The organism is Streptosporangium sp. NPDC049644 (assembly GCF_040675205.1).
Lineage (GTDB): Bacteria > Actinomycetota > Actinomycetes > Streptosporangiales > Streptosporangiaceae > Streptosporangium > Streptosporangium fukuiense.
The window spans coordinates 17,560-32,189 of sequence record NZ_JBFAOJ010000004.1 but is presented as its reverse complement, the minus strand read 5'-3'; the positions used below and the strand labels follow the sequence as shown (position 1 = coordinate 32,189).

Sequence of the window (14,630 nt, the reverse complement as noted above, 5' to 3'; positions counted from 1 at the left end):
CGTGTCGGTGGAGAGTGGCGGCGCCCGGCCGCGTACGGCCTATGCGGGCTTTGCCGCGTTCGGTGCTTTCTGGGGAGTGTGGGGTGCCTCGGTGCCCGCGATCCGCGCCCAGGCGGAGCTCGGCGACGGGCAACTCGGTACGGCGCTGCTGTTCATCGGGGCGGGGGCGTTGCCCGCGATGCTCGTCACCGGCAGGGCGGTCGACCGCTGGGGGCTCCGGGTCGCCGCGCTGCTGCTGGTGACGCTCGGCGCGGCGGGGACGCTGGTGGCCGTGGCCGGACGCGACCTCTGGAGCCTGTCGGCGGGGCTGGCCCTGCTCGGTGCCTCCTCGGGTGCGGCGGACGTCGCGATCAACGCGGCGGCGGGCTCGGCGGAACGGGCCTCCGGCAGGCCGGTCATCACCCGCGCGCACGGCACCTTCTCCGCCCTGGTGGTGGTCGGCAGCCTCTCCGCCGGGCTGCTCGGTGCCCTGGGAGCGCCGGTCGTCGTACCGTTCCTGCTGGTCGCGGTCGCCGCGACCGGCGCGGCGCTCGGTGTCGTCGCCGATGCGCGGGGCGCCCCGGTCGCGGCGGGGGCCGTCCGGGGCGGCGAGCGGTACCGGGACGAGGCAGGCCGATCAGGCGGGAGAGGGACGCGGCTGTTCCCGCTGCTCGTGGTCGGCGGGCTGGGCGCGCTGGCCTTCGCGGTGGAGAACGCCCACCAGAGCTGGGGCGCGGTCTACCTGGCGGATGTGGCCGACGCCGGTCCCGCGCTCGCCTCGGCCGGTCCGGCGGTCTTCGCCGCCGTCGTCGCCCTCACCCGCTTCGCCGCCGGCGCGCTCGGTTCCCGGCACGCCACGACCGTGCTCGTCTCCGGCGCCGCGACGGCCGCGGCCGGGACCCTGCTGGTGTCCGGCGCGAGGTCCGTCCCGGTGGTCCTGCTCGGGCTGGCCCTGGCCGCCGCCGGTACGGCGGTGCTCTTCCCCATGCTGATGGGCGTCGTCGCCGCCCAGGTCGGCGAGGCCGCCAGGGGGAGGGCGACATCCGTGGTGTCCACCGTGGCCTACCTCGGCTTCCTCGCCGGTCCCGGCTACGTCGGGCGCTGGGCCGAGGCCACCGGCCTGTCAGGTGCGATGGCGGCCGTCGCCGCCCTGGCCGCCGCCCTCGCGGCCCTGTCCTGGCCCGCCCTGCGATCGGCCGCCCGCACCGGCTCCTGGTGGGACCCCGGAGACCTCTCCCCTGCGAAGCAGGCCTCCGGCCGCACCCCATGACAGCCCGGCCATCAGGCCGACCTTCCCGGATGGCTCGCAGTGCCGGTCATCTCGCCTGGTCGAAGGAGATCGTTCGCTTCCCGGCGTTCACGGGACGGACTACTGAAGGCGTGCGCGAAAGTACTTAAGCGTGTCAGATTCCCCGTCGTTCCCGTCCTCCTAACTTGGTGGTCACAAGAGAGCACGACCACTGAGGAGAGAGACATGAGCGACATGAACGAGCTGGTCCAGCGCTACCTCGCCGCGTGGAACGAGACCGACGCCGCCGCGCGGCAGGCCGTTCTGGCGGAGGTCTTCGCCGAGGACGCGGTGTACACCGACCCGCTGGTCTCCGTTCGGGGCCGGGACGGGCTCGACGCCACCATCGCGGCGGTCCAGGGTCAGTTCGGCGGGCTGGTCTTCGGCCTCGGCGGCGCCGTGGACGCCCACCACGACATCGCGCGCTTCACCTGGCACCTGGGACACGAGGGCGCCGAGCCGATCGTCATCGGCTTCGACGTCGCGGTGATCGGTGACGACGGGCGGATCAGCCAGGTGCTCGGCTTTCTCGACAAGGTGCCGGCCGGAGCCTGAACACCTCGGGGCGGGCCGCCGGGCCGGTCCGCCCCGGTCGTCCACGGAACAGAGGGGAAACCATGACCGCCTATGTGATCGCGCATCTTCGTGACCCGGAGGAGCTCCATCCGGAGGTGCTGGAGTACATGGAAAGGATCCAGCCGACGATGGAACCGTTCTCCGGCCGCTTCGTCGTCCACGGAGGAGCGGTGGACGTCCGTGAGGGCCGGTGGCCCGGGAGCGTCATCATGCTTGAGTTCCCGTCGGGGCAGAACGCCCGGGACTGGTACGAGTCGGCCGCCTACCAGGCGATCCTGCCGCTGCGAGCAGACCATCTGGAGGGCGAGGTGATCATCGTCGAAGGCGTCGGGCCCGGCCATGACGCGTCCGCGAAGGCCGCCGAGCTCAGGAGGGGACTCAGGCGGTGACGTCGTAGTTGAAGCCGAAGGCACGCACGCCGGTCTCCGTACGGGGACGGTGGCTCGTCTCCGGGCCGAAGGCGACGTAGGTGCCCGGGCCGTGGATGTGGTCTCCCTCGATGACCTCGCCGCTCACGACGAAGTACACCTCGCCGTAGGTCTCGTGGACATCCGGACCCGGCCATCCCATACCCGGAGCGATGTCGATCACCCATGTCCTGATCCCCGGCAGGCCCGGGAGCGCCCGTACGTGGACACCGGGACCCAGCTCGATCGGCGGGACCTCGTCGACGTCCACGGTGAGCATCTGCCCAGGTAGCACCTGTTCCGGAGTACTCATCGAGGCAGGATCTCACAGCCCCGGCCGATCGGCGAAATCCTTGAGCTCGCTCCGGGAGGCGACGCCGAGCTTGGGATAGGCCTTGTAGAGGTGGTAGCCGACCGTCCGGTGGCTGAGGAAGAGCCGCGCGGCGATGTCGCGGTTGGACAGGCCCTGAGCGGCGAGCCGGGCGATCTGAAGTTCCTGTGGGGTGAGGTCGGCGGCCACGCCTTCGGCGGGCCTGGCGCCCCGGTCCTGGGCGCCGGTCGCGGCGAGCTCGCCGCGGGTGCGCTCGGCCCACGGCCGCATGCCGAGCCGATCGAAGACCTCCAGGGCATCGTTCAGCGATCCGCGCGCCTCGGCCTTCCGCCGGGCCCTGCGCAGCCACTCGCCGTAGAGCAGCGCGGTTCTGGCGTACTCCAGCGCGCGGCCGTCCTGGTCGTGCAGTTCGAGGGCCGCCGTGTAGCAGGCCTCGGCCTGGTCGTCGGCGGCGAGCAGTCCACGGCAGCGCAGCACGAGCGCGTCGGCCCACGGCTGCCGGACCGACTCGGCCCACCGTTCGAAGCGCGCCAGAGGCTCGGCGGCGCGTTCCGGCGCCCCCACCCGTACGGCCGACTCCACCAGGTCGGGCGTGGAACGGGTGGCGCAGATGTGATGGCGCATCGGCTCGTGGGTCAGGCGCTCGAAGCGGGCGAGCGCGGCCTCGGCGCGGCCGAGGCCGAGGTCCAGCAGCCCGAGCGACCAGTGCGCCCACGGCGCGCCGGGGGAGATGCCTCCGGCGGTGACCCCCGCCAGCCCCTCCTCGACGTTGCGCCGGCAGGCCGCCTCCTCCCCTCTGGCCGCGTCAAGGTAGGCGAGCACGCTGCTGAACTGGCTGACCCACTGCCGCTGACCGGTGTCGCGGGCGAGCCCCAGCGCCTCGGTCGCCGTGGCGAGCGCGTCCAGATGCCGTCCGGTGAAGACCTCGCCCTCGACCATGAAGAACAGCACCGTCGGCAGCCGCCCGGCGCCGCCCCGGGCGCGGTGTTCGGCGGCGAGCGCGACCGCCAGCTCGTAGGCGTCGGCGTCCTGGCCCAAGGCGAGTGCCGCTCCGCAGAGGATCGTCAACGCCTGGTCGGGGGCCCGGCCCCGCCGCCGCATCGCCGCGAGGGTGTCGCCCAGCGGTGGCGGCCGCTCGGAACGGCCCCGGTCAAGATGGGCGAGGTAGGACCCCGCCGGCGCGAGTGGATCCGCGTCGTCCAACGGCAGCGCGGCCAGCCGGTCCAGCGTCGCCGCGAGCTGCCGCTCCCCCAGGTACCAGGAGGTGTGCACGGCCTGGATCAGCAACCCGGCGGCCTGGCCCGGATCGGTGTCGCGGACGAGCCCGGCGCCGTCGAGCAGCAACCGGTGGGCGGCGGGGTAGGAGCCCTGCCAGAAGTCGGCGAGCGCCCGCACCTGGGCGATCCGCGCATTCACCGTCGGGGCCTCGTCCAGCCGCCGGGCCGCGCGGCCCCCGAGGGCTCTGGCACGCTCCAGATCCCCCGCCTCCAGCGCCGCCTCCGCCGCCAGGGCCTCGCGATGGGCCCTGGCGGCGGGCTCGGCGCTCAGGCGGGCCGCCCGTTCGTACGCCGCCGCGGCCGCCTCGTGGCCGCCGCGTTCGCGGGCACGGGCGGCGGTGCGTTCCAGCGCGGCGGCGGCCTCCTCGTCGGCTCCGGTGGCGGCGGACGCCAGATGCCAGGCCCGGCGGTCGGCGTGTTCGGGCGAGCCGAGGGCCGCGGCGAGCGCGCGGTGGGCGGCGAGGCGTTGCCCGAGCGGCGCCCGCTGGTAGACGGCGGCGCGGATCAGAGGATGGCGGAAGCGGATCGCGGTGTCGTCGGCGTCACCGCGGAGCACCAGGCCGGCCCGCTCGGCGGGGGACAGGTCCTCGACGGCCGCCCCCAGGGCGGCGGCGGCACGCAGGATCACGGCGAGTTCTCCGGTCTCGTCGGCCGCCGCCACCAGGAGCAGGCTCTGGCAGGCCTCCGGCATCCGGCTGACCTGACCGTGGAAGGCCAGTCGCAGGCGGCCGGTGAGGGGGAGCGCCCCCGGTGATAACGCGCTGCCGCCCTCGGCGGCCAGGGCGACCGGCAACTCCAGCAGAGCCAACGGGTTGCCGCCGGCCTCGGCGAGCAGGCGGTAGCGCACGGCGGGTGCGAGCGGATGCCGGTCGAGCAGGGCAGCGGCCGCCTCCGGGGCCAGCCCGGAGAGGCGCGACTCCGGAAGGCCGGAGGCAGGGAAGGATCCCTCGCCGTCCCGGGCGGCGAAGATCATGACCACGCCCTCGGCGTGCAGGCGCCGGGCGGCGAACAGAAGCGCGTTCCGCGACGCCCGGTCGAGCCACTGCGCGTCGTCGACCAGGCACAGCAGTCCCGCCTCGCCCGCGTGCTCCGCCAGCAGGGAGAGCACCGCCAGCCCCACCAGCATCGGCTCGGAGCCGGCCGCGGGCCCGAGCCCGAACGCCGCCTCCAGAGCCTCGCGCTGCGGGCCGGGCAGTGCGGCGAGGGATCCGAGCGCCGGGCGCAGCAACAACTGCAGCCCCGAGAACGGCAGCTCCGCCTCGAACTCGACCCCCGTACCGCGGACCAGTCGCATGTCCCCGGCTGTCGCGGCGGCGTGGTCGAGCAACGCCGTCTTGCCGATGCCCGGCTCGCCGCGCAGCACCAGCGACGAACTGGTGCCCGCCCGGGCTCCCGCCAGCAGTTCGGCGATCGCGTCCTCTTCGGACTCTCTCCCGTGTAGCTTCCCCGCGCCCATCACCTCATCCTGGCATTAGCCCGGTAATAACCTGTTTGTGAGCATCCGAGCGCGGGATCTACGTGGTGAGCGAGCGAGCACGACGCCGCCCCCGCCGAAGGCGGCGGCGCCGCGAGCCGGATACGTCATGTTTCGGGGGTGCGGGTCTGTTGTCCCCGCCCGGCTGAAGAAGATCATTTACTGCCCGTCGTCCACAATGCGGAGATCGGCAGGCAGGAGAGCCCGTCACCGAAGCTCAGGGAATCCTGGCCGCAGTAGAGAACGAACCCCGCGCGAAGCCGGGATCCGAGCCTGCGCTGCAGGAGGCGCAGGCCTCGGAAGTCGTCGGAGCGTACGGTTTCCGAGGCCTTGACCTCGATGCCGATGATCTCGCCCGCATTGTTCTCGATGACGCCGTCGACCTCGTACTGATCCCGGTCCCGGTAGTGATAAAGCCGTGCGGACGTCTGTGACCAGGTCAACTGCCGGGAGATCTCACCGAGGACGAAATTCTCCAGCAATCCCCCGACGAGAGAATCGCCGACGGCTCCGGTGGTCAGGTATCCGGCGAGACCCGTGTCGACGAAGATCACTTTCGGGGTGGCGACGGCACGTGTGGTCGTGTTGGCCGACCAGGCGGGGATGAGGCGGGTCAGGTAGATGGTTTCCAGGATCTTCACATAGCTGCGGACGGTAGGCGTGGAGATGCCCAGCTCGGACCCGAGTCGGCTGAGGTTGAGCAGCCCCCCGCTCTGCGCCGCGAGGAGCGCGACGAGCCTGCGCATGTCGCCGGTGCGCTCGATGTCGGCCACCTGCTTGACGTCCCTGCTGATCATGTCGGAGAGATAGCCCTCGAAGAACCTGCGGCGACGGTTGGGGGCCTCTCTCCTGACGGCTTCCGGATAGCCGCCCCTGATCGCCCGCGACAGGTAGTCCTTGCGATGGAACCCACGCGGTTCGGCCCGGAGGTCGGAGCCGAGGTCGAACGCCGCGTCGACGAACCCGTCGGGCTCGTTGTCGATCTCCCCCTGGGAGAGCGGCCACAGTTCGATCGTCTCCGACCGTCCTGGCAACGCGTCCGGGATGCTCCGCAACGCGAGCAGGCGCGCGGAACCGGTGAGCAGGAACCGGCCGGGTCGCGGGTCGCGGTCGACCAGGTGCTTGATGGCAAGCCAGAGGTCCGGAACGCGTTGCACTTCGTCGATGAGCATCAGGCCGTCGTGACGGATGAAGCGGACGGGGTCGTCGATCGCCGCCGCGCGGATGGCCGGATCGTCGAGAAAACGCGCGACGCTGTTGGGAATCTGGCCGAGGACGTGCTCGGCCAGGGTGCTCTTGCCCACCTGGCGAGCACCGTTGAGCACGATGACACGCATGTCCTGGAGCGCGTCGCAGACCAGCTCCGTCGCACGTCTGGGTGTGTACTCGATCCCCTGCCGCATGGGGAAACAGTAACATCGACTTTCGATCTGCCGAGGGTTGGCCTTTCAGTCTGCCGAACACCGTCCTTTCGATCTGCCGAAGAGTTGCCTTTCAATCTGCCGAGATTTCGGGGCGGTCGGACGTCGTGCGGGAGTTCCGGTCCGGGCCTGTGGTTCAGCCCTTGAACCGGGTATCCGCCGACATGAGACCCCATCCGGTCGGCCGTCCGCCGGAGCCCGGCCGTTCACTTCCAGGCCAGGTCCAGGACGCGGTCGGTCCCGCACTGCGCCAGCTGATGGACGGCTACCCGAACACTCCCGCGTTCGTCGTCAACCGCACCCTGGACATCCTCGCCGCCAACGCGCTGGCCGAGGCCCTGTTCTCGCCCTTCGAGCCCGCCGACAACCTGGCCCGGATGACCTTCCTCGACCCCGCCGGGCGGCACTTCCACACCCGCTGGAACTGGGCCGCCCAGGCCACCGTGGCCAACCTGCGGCAGGCGGCCGGCTTCGACCCCGGGCACCCCGGCTCCGCGAGCTCGTACGGACCCTGACCGAGCGGAGCGGCGAGTTCGCGGCCCTGTGGAGCGCCCACGACGTGCGGGGCAAGACCCGGGACGCGAAACACCTCATGCACCCGGACGTCGGTCCCCTGGTCCTTACCTATCAGGCCTTCGACGTACGCGACGCGCCCGGCCAGCAACTGATCATCTACCATGCCGAACCCGGCAGTCCCAGCGCCAGGCGCTCACCCTGCTCGGCGGCATAGGCGCCACCCGGCGACGACCCCTGGGCCGTTCGGCAGATTGACCCGCGACCTCGGCTGGAGAGCGGCCGGCTTCGGCCCAACAGCGGTTCGTGGCATAAGGTAGATGGTTGTCGCGTTCCACAGGAACGCGTGCGATGACCGCTCGGCGGCCGCGACAGCGGTATCACCCCGGTCGAAGCCCACCACCCCCGGTGGGCTCCCGAGCCGGGCGGAGTCTCCGTCTGGATGTTGGACGGAGATCTGTTGAAGTCGTACCTCGCCGTGCTCGGCACCCCCGGAGCCTGGCGGTTTCTCGTGCCCGCGTTCGCCGCGCGCCTGCCGTACGCGATGCTCCAGCTCGGCGTCCTGCTGCTCGTGCAGTGGTCCACCGGCTCGTACGGTGTGGCGGGTGTCGCCGCTGCCGCCGCCGCGGTGGCGGCAGCGCTGGCCGGTCCGCGGTCCGGGCGGCTGGCCGACAGGCACGGTCAGGCGAAGGTGCTGTTCCCGCAGGTCGGTCTGCACGCCGCCGCGCTGGGCACGCTGCTCGTGCTGGCCTCCGCCCACGCCCCGGCCCCGGCGCTGGTGGTCGTCGCGGCACTGGCCGGTGCCACGGTGCCGCAGATCGGCTCGATGGTCCGGGCCCGCTGGGCGCACCTGCTCGGCGGCTCGGGCAGGCTCGATGTGGCCTTCGCCCTGGAGTCCATCACCGACGAGCTGACCTTCACCCTCGCCCCGGTGCTGCTGGTGGCCATCTCGACCGGGTTCTCACCGGTCTGGGCGCTTCTGCTGGCACTGATCATGATCGTAATCGGGACGCTGCTGTTCGCCCTGGTCGGCAAGGGCGCTCCCGAGCCGATGCCGGTCCGGGTCCGTGCCCAGCGCGGGGTGTTCCGGCTGCGGGGGGTGGCCGTGCTCGCGGGTGCCTTCGTCGCCATCGGCACCGTCTTCGGCAGCCTCCAGGTCGGCATCACCTCCTACACCGCCGCACTCGGCCAGGCAGGGACGGCGGGGTCGATCTACGCGACCTTCTCGGGGGCCAGCTTCGTCGGCGGCATCCTCTACGGCGTCGTCCGCTGGCGGGCGGGTGCCCCGATCCGTCTCGTGGCGGGCGTCGGACTGCTCTCCGCCGCCACCGCCGTCCTGATGTTCGCCACGTCCATCCCCATGCTGTACGGCGGGGCGGGCCTGGCCGGGTTCGTCATCGCCCCCGCGGTGATCACCGGCTACACGCTGGTCGAGACCCTGGTGCCCAGCGAGGTCAGGACCGAGGCGTTCACCTGGCTCACCGGCGCGATCGGCCTGGGCATCGCGACCGGCGCCGCCGTGGCCGGTCAGCTCGTGGACCGCTTCGGCGAGACCCTGGCCTTCCTGGTCCCGCCGATCACCACCGGCCTGGCGGCCGTGCTGGTTCTGATCTTCCTCCGGACCCTGAGGCCCGCCGTCCAACACTCCCGGCCCCGCGAACTGGCCCCGGCCGCCTGAGACATACCCGGCTCTCCGCCTGCTGCGAGAACTCGGGACGGACGGTGATCACTCCTGTCCTGACGCCAGGAAGAACACGTCCAGTCGGACACGGATCATGCGGCTGATCGGACACGCGATGATCGTTCGATCAGCCGTGGGCGGCACGTTCGAGCTGTTCACCTCACTCCGAGGCGGAGCGCGGCAAGGGAGAGGGACCGCGTTCCGCGGTCCTTCGGGTGCGGGGGGCTTCAGGCGTTCGCGGCCTGGCGGGCGCGGCGGGCCTCGCGGCGCTCGACGAAGCGGGAGGCGGTGGTCTCCAGGCGGGTGAGGAATTCGGAGAGCTCCTCGCGGGCCTTCTCGCCCTCGGGGCCGAGGTCCTTCAGGTTGAACACGTCCCACTGGCGCAGGACCGGCTGCAGCACGTCGTCCATGTGCAGGCGCAGGTCGTAGATCCCGGCGTTGGCGATGGTCATGGCCTTGCGGGTGAAGCCCTCGATGCCGGTGCCGGGCATCTGGAAGGTGGTGACGACGTCGGTCACCGCGCGCATGGTCTGGTCGGGGGCGAGCTGGAAGGCCGCGCTGAGCAGGTTCCGGTAGAAGAGCATGTGCAGGTTCTCGTCGGCGGCGATCCTGGCGAGCAGGCGCTCGCAGTTCGGGTCCAGGGAGGCCTTGCCGGTGTTGCGGTGCGAGATGCGGGTGGCCAGCTCCTGGAAGGAGACGTAGGCGACCGAGGCGAGCACGCCCTCGTAGGAGTTGGTGAAGCCCTCGCCCATGTGCACCATCCGGGCGCGCTCCAGCGCGACCGGGTCGACCGCGCGGGTGACCGTCAGGTAGTCGCGGATGGCGGTGCCGTGGCGGCCCTCCTCGGCGGTCCAGCGGTGCACCCAGGTGCCCCACGCCGCGTCGCGGCCCAGGGTCGTGGCGATCTCGTGGTGGTAGCTGGGGAGGTTGTCCTCGGTCAGCAGGTTGACGATGAGGGAGATCCGGGCCTCTTCGGGGATCTCGGTGTCGGACTCGTCCCAGGCGTCACCCTCGAAGAGACCGTCGTAGTTCCGGCCTTCCGACCAGGGCACATACTCGTGCGGGAACCACTCCTTGGCCATCTTGTGGTGCCGGTCCAGCTCTCCCGCGACGACGGGCTCAAGTTCGAGCAGCAGCTCGGTCTCACTGAACTTTCGCATCAGGCCTCTCCCTCAAAGACTACGCAACCGTAACCTACGTTAGCGTAGGTAAGGCCTTGCCGGGTACGTGTGACACGTCTCATTCGCTCGCCGGTAAGCGAGCGGAGGGGGCGGCCTCGTCGTCAGAGGCGACCTATCGGCTGGTGAGGGCGCCGGGCGTCGTTCGGGCCGGGCTGGATGGGAACCGTCACACCCCGGTCGCTCCCGGGCCACCGGTGGCCGAGGCGACCGGTCGCGCCTTCGCCGACCCGGTGGCCTGACCGCAGGGCGGCGAGGAGGACCAGCGTCATCTCGGAGAGCAGCAGCAGACGCTGCGCCAGGCCGTAGTGGTCGGGGCCGCCGATCAGATCCGAGACCAGCGAGCCCGGGTGGGCGGCCAGGAACCAGGCCAGCAGCACCACGGAGGCGACAGCGGCCCCCGCCAGTGCCCGGCTCCCGGACCGGCGGCCGAGCATCCACCCCGCGCAGGGCAGTGCGGTGAAGACGACGGCCGCCGACCAGCGGTGGATCTCCCCGCCGATCGAGGTGACACCGGGCGCCGCGTCGGTGGGGAACGTGGCGGTGAGCAGGAGTCCCAGCGCCGAGGCGACGAACAGCGCGCGTGCCGCGGCGCCGCGCACCGGGTCCACCCTGGCCAGCAGGTACGCGACCCAGAGGCAGCCCATGGCCAGGGCGATCGTGCCGCCGGTCATCGCCCAGGCACTGTCAACGCGCAGCGCGTACTCGCTGACCAGGCCGCTCCAGGGGCTCACCGCGTCCGCCGAGGCCAGGTGCGCGTAGCCCATCGCGGCCAGGGCGAGCAGCGGCCCGGCCACACCCGGCAGCCGGGACGGCAGGTCCTTGTTCATCGTGCGGCCTTTCGGTGAATCGCTGTGGAGTCCATCGCCCCGCCTCCCGGTGAATCGTCTCGGGGTTCATTGCATCGCCTCCGGTGTTTCGCCCCGGAGTTCACCGCGCCATGTCCTGGTAGATCACCGCGGAGCCCGGCGTCCCGCCCCGGGGTATCACCGCGCCACCTCCCGGTAGATCGCCTCGAACCTGGCCAGGGAGGCCTGGTGGTCGTGGGTCAGCGCGATGGCGCGGCTCGCGGTGCCCATCGAGGCACGCAGTCCCGGTGAGGCGAGCAGGGTACTCAGGTGCCGCGCCAGTTCCTGGACATCGCCCGGTGAGAACAGGCCACCGTTCTCGCCGGGCCGTACCAGGTGCGGCAGGGCCATCGCGTCGGCGGCGACGACCGGCAGGCCGGTGGCCATGGCCTCCAGCGTGGCGATGCTCTGCAACTCCGCGACGCCCGGCATGGCGAAGACGTCGGCGGCGGCGTACGCCTGGGGCAGCGCCTCGTCCGGCACGAAACCGAGGAAGGTCACCCGGTCGCCGACTCCGATCCGGTCGGCCAGCCGGGCCAGTGCGGCCCGTTGCCCGCCGGTGCCGACCAGCGCGATCTGCGCGTCGGCGTTGTTGAGCACGTGCGGCAGGGCACGGATGAGCTCGTCCAGCCGCTTCTCCTCGTCCAGTCGGCCGACGAACAGGATGGTGTCCCGGTCGGGCAGGCCGAAGGCCCCGCGCGCCCACGCCTTCGGCTCGGCACGCGGCTGGAACCTCGCCAGGTCGATGCCGCAGGAGACGGGCTCCACCGGCGGGCCGAAGCCCTTCGCGGTGAGCAGTCCCGCCGCGATTCTGGTGGGTGTGGTGACCCGGTCCGCCCGGGAGAAGACCCGGTTGAAGTCCTTCCAGGCCAGCGCGCCCGCCCTGGTGCGGAGCCGTTCGGGGATGTGCGCGAACTGGAAGAGGTTGTCCGGCATGAAGTGGTTGGTCGCCACGACGGGGATGCCGGCACGCCGGGAGGCGGAGATCGCCGCGCGGCCGACGACGAAGTGCCCCTGGGTGTGGACCACGTCGGGGGAGATCTCGTCGATGAGCCGGTCCAGCCGGGTCGGCACCGAGACGCGCATGGTCGGGTGGACCAGCACCGGCGCCGAGCGCAGCCGGTGCACGGTCACCCCCTCCACCCGCTCGGTCCCGGCCGGCCCCAAGGCCGAGGCGCACACCACGTGGACCTCGTTGTCCCGCTCGGCCAGGCCCCGGGCCAGCCGGTGCGTGAAGTAGGCGGCGCCGTTCACGTCCGGCGGGTAGGTGTCGGTGGCGATCAGCACCCGGCGAGGCCGGGTGGGAAGGGCGGCGGGGACCCGCGCGGGGATCGGCAGGGTGGTGGCGGACGGCATGGCCATCAGGACTCCGTTCATCGTGCTGTTCGTCGCGCTGTCACGTCGTGCGATGGGGACATCGGGGTGGTGCGGGCCAGTGAGACGGTTCCGGCGGCGGTGAGCGCCGCCGCCGCCAGTGCGGTGAGCACCGCCGCCACGCCGGTCGGCAGTGGTTCACCGAGCAGGAGGGCGCCGAAGACGACGGCGGTGAGGGGGTCGGACACCTGGAGGGCGGCGAAGGCGACGCCGAAGTGGCCGACGGCGTAGGCGCGCTGGAGCAGGGCCAGTGCGATCAGAGCGGGCATCGGGACGGCGAGCAGGAACCAGAACTCCCCGCCCCCGTCGACCAGGACCCGGGTGAGCGTGGCGGTCGCGCCGTACAGCACGCCCGCGCCCATGGCGAGCAGGCAGGCTCTCGCGGCGGGGGAGGCCTGCCTGGCGGCGGTCCACAGCGCCAGGGAGGCGGCGGCCGCCCCCGCGAGCAGGGCCACCGCCTCCCCGGTGCCGAGGTGCGGGTCGCCGCCCTGGTCGGGCACGACCAGCACCAGGCCGATCAACCCGATCGAGATCACCGCGGCGGCGGCCAGTTCGCCCGGCCGCGGCCTGCGACGTCGCAGCGCGGCGGCGCAGGGCAGGGCGAACAGCAGGCTGGCCACGCCCATCGGCTGTACCACGGTGAGCGGGCCGTACTTCAGCGCGACGACGTGCAGGGCCGTGCCCGCCGCGATGGCCAGGCCACCGAGCAGCCACCTGGGGCGGCGGACAAGGTGTCTCAGGACGGCGCGGGAGGTGCTCGACGCCTCGAACTGCTGCAGCGCGGCGCCGAGTGCGAAGAACAGGGAGCCCAGCAACGCCAGGCCTGCCGCCAGCACGGTCATGCGCACTCCTCCCAACCAGATGAAGCCATGGCGAGATGACCGGATCGCCTCGGGAAGGCGTCCGGTGGGGGTCTCGCGATGAACAGTGGAAGCGTCCCGTGGCCGGAGGTGCCGGAGCCATCGGGATTAACCCTGACTTCTCGGGGAATTCCCCGAGATTCGCATCGGGGCTGTTGACTAGCTGGCTTCTCTTGTCATAGTTTCGCGGGCATGGATCTCGTGGGCGCCTGGCGCCTGGTCGAGTGGCGGATCGTCAGTGCCGGAGGAAGGGTTTCGCACCCCTTCGGCGCCGACGCGGTGGGGCTGCTCTGCTACACCCCCGACGGCCACATGAGTGCGACCATCGCGCGCGCCGGGCGATCCCCGCTACCCGGTGTCAGCCCGCGGAAGGCGCCCCCGGAGGCGTTGGCCGAGGCGTTCACCTCGTTCTTCGCCTACGCGGGCCGCTACGAGATCCGCGACGGGCACGTCGCCCACGACGTCGAGCTGTCGCTCAACCCGGCCTTCGTCGGCACCGTCCAGATCCGCGAGCTGAACGCCGACGGCGACCGTCTGGTGCTGGCGGCGGAGGAGGACGGCCGGTGGCACACCCTGATCTGGAAGCGATCATGAACGTCGCCGGAGTCGGTCGCCGGAGGTGACCAGGCTCGCCTGCGGCTCCGCCGGGACCCGAGGCCGGCGCAGGTAGCGGACGACCTCGACCGCGGCGGTGATCGTCACGGCGATCCCGAGACCGAGCAGCAGGCCCTTGACCGGGTCGTTCTCGAAGGCCGCGCCGCCCACGTAGCCGATCAGTCCCGAGTAGAGCGCCCAGGAAAGCGCGGCCACCGCGTCGAAGAGGGCGAACGAGCGTCGGGGGTAGGCGACCGCGCCCATGGTGAGGGTGCAGGCGGTACGGCCGCCCGGGATGTAGCGGGCCACCACGAGGATCAGCCCGCCCCGTTCCGCCAGTGCCCGCTCCGCCCAGGCGAACGTCCTGCGGCTGCGCCTGCCGTTACGCAGCCGGTTGTTGGCGCCGCGCCCGACGGCGTACGAGACGTGGTCACCCGCGAACGCGCCCAGCGCGGCCGTCGCGACGATCAGCGGCAGGTCGGGCGCGCCGGTGGCTGCGGCGAACACCCCGGCGGTGATGACGGACGTCTCGGCCGGCACCACGGGGAAGAACCCGTCGAGTAACGCCAGCGCGAACAGCGCCGGATAGATCCAGGGAGACGCCATCGCGTCGTGCAGGGTGTCAAGGATTGCCTGTGTCACACCGGGCTCCAGTCAGGGGGTGGGGATGTCTCGTACGGAACGCTGGCACCCCCCGGTGATCTCCGGACATCCGGGAGAACCCCCGAGGTCTCCGGTCATGCCCCTGAGATCACCATGAGATCCGTCCCACCGATCCTGGGAACCGGGCACAGCCCGCCACATCCTCCGAACGGCCCCGACCACCTCC

General features: G+C 71.9%; 13 protein-coding genes and 1 pseudogene. 6 read left to right on the top strand and 8 right to left on the bottom strand.

All coding sequences use genetic code 11. The annotated features are described in order from the left end of the window. Position 1 precedes the first annotated feature (1 nt). The 3 genes from AB0J58_RS03125 (at position 2) to AB0J58_RS03115 (ending at position 2,232) form a co-directional block, all read left to right on the top strand. A complete protein-coding gene (locus AB0J58_RS03125) occupies positions 2-1,249 on the top strand; it encodes an MFS transporter (RefSeq protein ID WP_364209484.1) in 1,248 nt (415 codons plus the stop codon). A gap of 204 nt (positions 1,250-1,453) precedes the next feature. Next, positions 1,454-1,822, top strand: coding sequence for a nuclear transport factor 2 family protein (locus tag AB0J58_RS03120; protein WP_364209481.1), 369 nt, complete (start codon positions 1,454-1,456; stop codon positions 1,820-1,822). A gap of 62 nt (positions 1,823-1,884) precedes the next feature. After that, positions 1,885-2,232 (top strand): DUF1330 domain-containing protein, encoded by a 348-nt coding sequence (locus AB0J58_RS03115; protein ID WP_364209478.1) that lies wholly within the window; start codon positions 1,885-1,887, stop codon positions 2,230-2,232. Here AB0J58_RS03115 and AB0J58_RS03110 read toward each other — a convergent pair. From AB0J58_RS03110 to AB0J58_RS03100, 3 genes are all read right to left on the bottom strand, one after another. Further along, complete coding sequence (locus tag AB0J58_RS03110; protein WP_364209475.1) at positions 2,222-2,563, bottom strand: anti-sigma factor; 342 nt, start codon at positions 2,561-2,563, stop codon at positions 2,222-2,224. The genes AB0J58_RS03115 and AB0J58_RS03110 overlap by 11 nt on opposite strands. A 12-nt stretch (positions 2,564-2,575) precedes the next feature. Then, a complete protein-coding gene (locus AB0J58_RS03105; protein ID WP_364209472.1) occupies positions 2,576-5,314 on the bottom strand; it encodes a LuxR family transcriptional regulator in 2,739 nt (912 codons plus the stop codon). 173 nt (positions 5,315-5,487) lie between these two features. Further along, complete coding sequence (locus AB0J58_RS03100; protein WP_364209469.1) at positions 5,488-6,735, bottom strand: ATP-binding protein; 1,248 nt, start codon at positions 6,733-6,735, stop codon at positions 5,488-5,490. Between the two features lie 182 nt (positions 6,736-6,917). Between AB0J58_RS03100 and AB0J58_RS03095 the strand changes: the two are divergent. Both AB0J58_RS03095 and AB0J58_RS03090 read left to right on the top strand, forming a co-directional pair. After that, positions 6,918-7,483: pseudogene (locus tag AB0J58_RS03095) on the top strand (transcriptional regulator). 243 nt (positions 7,484-7,726) lie between these two features. Next, positions 7,727-8,944, top strand: a complete 1,218-nt coding sequence (locus tag AB0J58_RS03090) for an MFS transporter (RefSeq protein WP_364209466.1) — start codon at positions 7,727-7,729, stop codon at positions 8,942-8,944. Between the two features lie 230 nt (positions 8,945-9,174). Here AB0J58_RS03090 and AB0J58_RS03085 read toward each other — a convergent pair whose 3' ends face one another. From AB0J58_RS03085 to AB0J58_RS03070, 4 genes are all read right to left on the bottom strand, one after another. Continuing rightward, on the bottom strand, positions 9,175-10,107 hold the full coding sequence (locus AB0J58_RS03085; protein WP_364209463.1) for an acyl-ACP desaturase: 933 nt from the start codon (positions 10,105-10,107) through the stop codon (positions 9,175-9,177). Positions 10,108-10,229: 122 nt separating this feature from the next. Further along, complete coding sequence (locus AB0J58_RS03080) at positions 10,230-10,955, bottom strand: DUF998 domain-containing protein (RefSeq protein ID WP_364209461.1); 726 nt, start codon at positions 10,953-10,955, stop codon at positions 10,230-10,232. A gap of 156 nt (positions 10,956-11,111) precedes the next feature. Further along, positions 11,112-12,350: a glycosyltransferase gene (locus AB0J58_RS03075; RefSeq protein WP_364209458.1), complete on the bottom strand. Its 1,239-nt coding sequence runs from the start codon at positions 12,348-12,350 to the stop codon at positions 11,112-11,114. After that, positions 12,347-13,189: a DMT family transporter gene (locus AB0J58_RS03070; protein ID WP_364209455.1), complete on the bottom strand. Its 843-nt coding sequence runs from the start codon at positions 13,187-13,189 to the stop codon at positions 12,347-12,349. The genes AB0J58_RS03075 and AB0J58_RS03070 overlap by 4 nt, the downstream gene beginning before the upstream one ends. Positions 13,190-13,399: 210 nt before the next feature. On the opposite strand from AB0J58_RS03070, the gene AB0J58_RS03065 reads away from it, so the two are divergent. After that, complete coding sequence (locus AB0J58_RS03065) at positions 13,400-13,801, top strand: lipocalin-like domain-containing protein (RefSeq protein WP_364209452.1); 402 nt, start codon at positions 13,400-13,402, stop codon at positions 13,799-13,801. Here AB0J58_RS03065 and AB0J58_RS03060 read toward each other — a convergent pair. Continuing rightward, on the bottom strand, positions 13,796-14,443 hold the full coding sequence (locus AB0J58_RS03060) for a DedA family protein (RefSeq protein ID WP_364209449.1): 648 nt from the start codon (positions 14,441-14,443) through the stop codon (positions 13,796-13,798). The genes AB0J58_RS03065 and AB0J58_RS03060 overlap by 6 nt on opposite strands. Positions 14,444-14,630: the final 187 nt, after the last annotated feature.

Excerpts from the sequence above, each read along its gene's own strand:
- AB0J58_RS03100 (WP_364209469.1), bottom strand. The coding sequence starts at position 6,735 with ATGCGGCAGGGGATCGAGTACACACCCAGACGTGCGACGGAGCTGGTC.
- AB0J58_RS03105 (WP_364209472.1), bottom strand. The coding sequence starts at position 5,314 with ATGGGCGCGGGGAAGCTACACGGGAGAGAGTCCGAAGAGGACGCGATC.
- AB0J58_RS03120 (WP_364209481.1), top strand. The coding sequence starts at position 1,454 with ATGAGCGACATGAACGAGCTGGTCCAGCGCTACCTCGCCGCGTGGAAC.
- AB0J58_RS03085 (WP_364209463.1), bottom strand. The coding sequence starts at position 10,107 with ATGCGAAAGTTCAGTGAGACCGAGCTGCTGCTCGAACTTGAGCCCGTC.
- AB0J58_RS03075 (WP_364209458.1), bottom strand. The coding sequence starts at position 12,350 with ATGAACGGAGTCCTGATGGCCATGCCGTCCGCCACCACCCTGCCGATC.
- AB0J58_RS03080 (WP_364209461.1), bottom strand. The coding sequence starts at position 10,955 with ATGAACAAGGACCTGCCGTCCCGGCTGCCGGGTGTGGCCGGGCCGCTG.
- AB0J58_RS03115 (WP_364209478.1), top strand. The coding sequence starts at position 1,885 with ATGACCGCCTATGTGATCGCGCATCTTCGTGACCCGGAGGAGCTCCAT.
- AB0J58_RS03070 (WP_364209455.1), bottom strand. The coding sequence starts at position 13,189 with ATGACCGTGCTGGCGGCAGGCCTGGCGTTGCTGGGCTCCCTGTTCTTC.
- AB0J58_RS03065 (WP_364209452.1), top strand. The coding sequence starts at position 13,400 with ATGGATCTCGTGGGCGCCTGGCGCCTGGTCGAGTGGCGGATCGTCAGT.
- AB0J58_RS03110 (WP_364209475.1), bottom strand. The coding sequence starts at position 2,563 with ATGAGTACTCCGGAACAGGTGCTACCTGGGCAGATGCTCACCGTGGAC.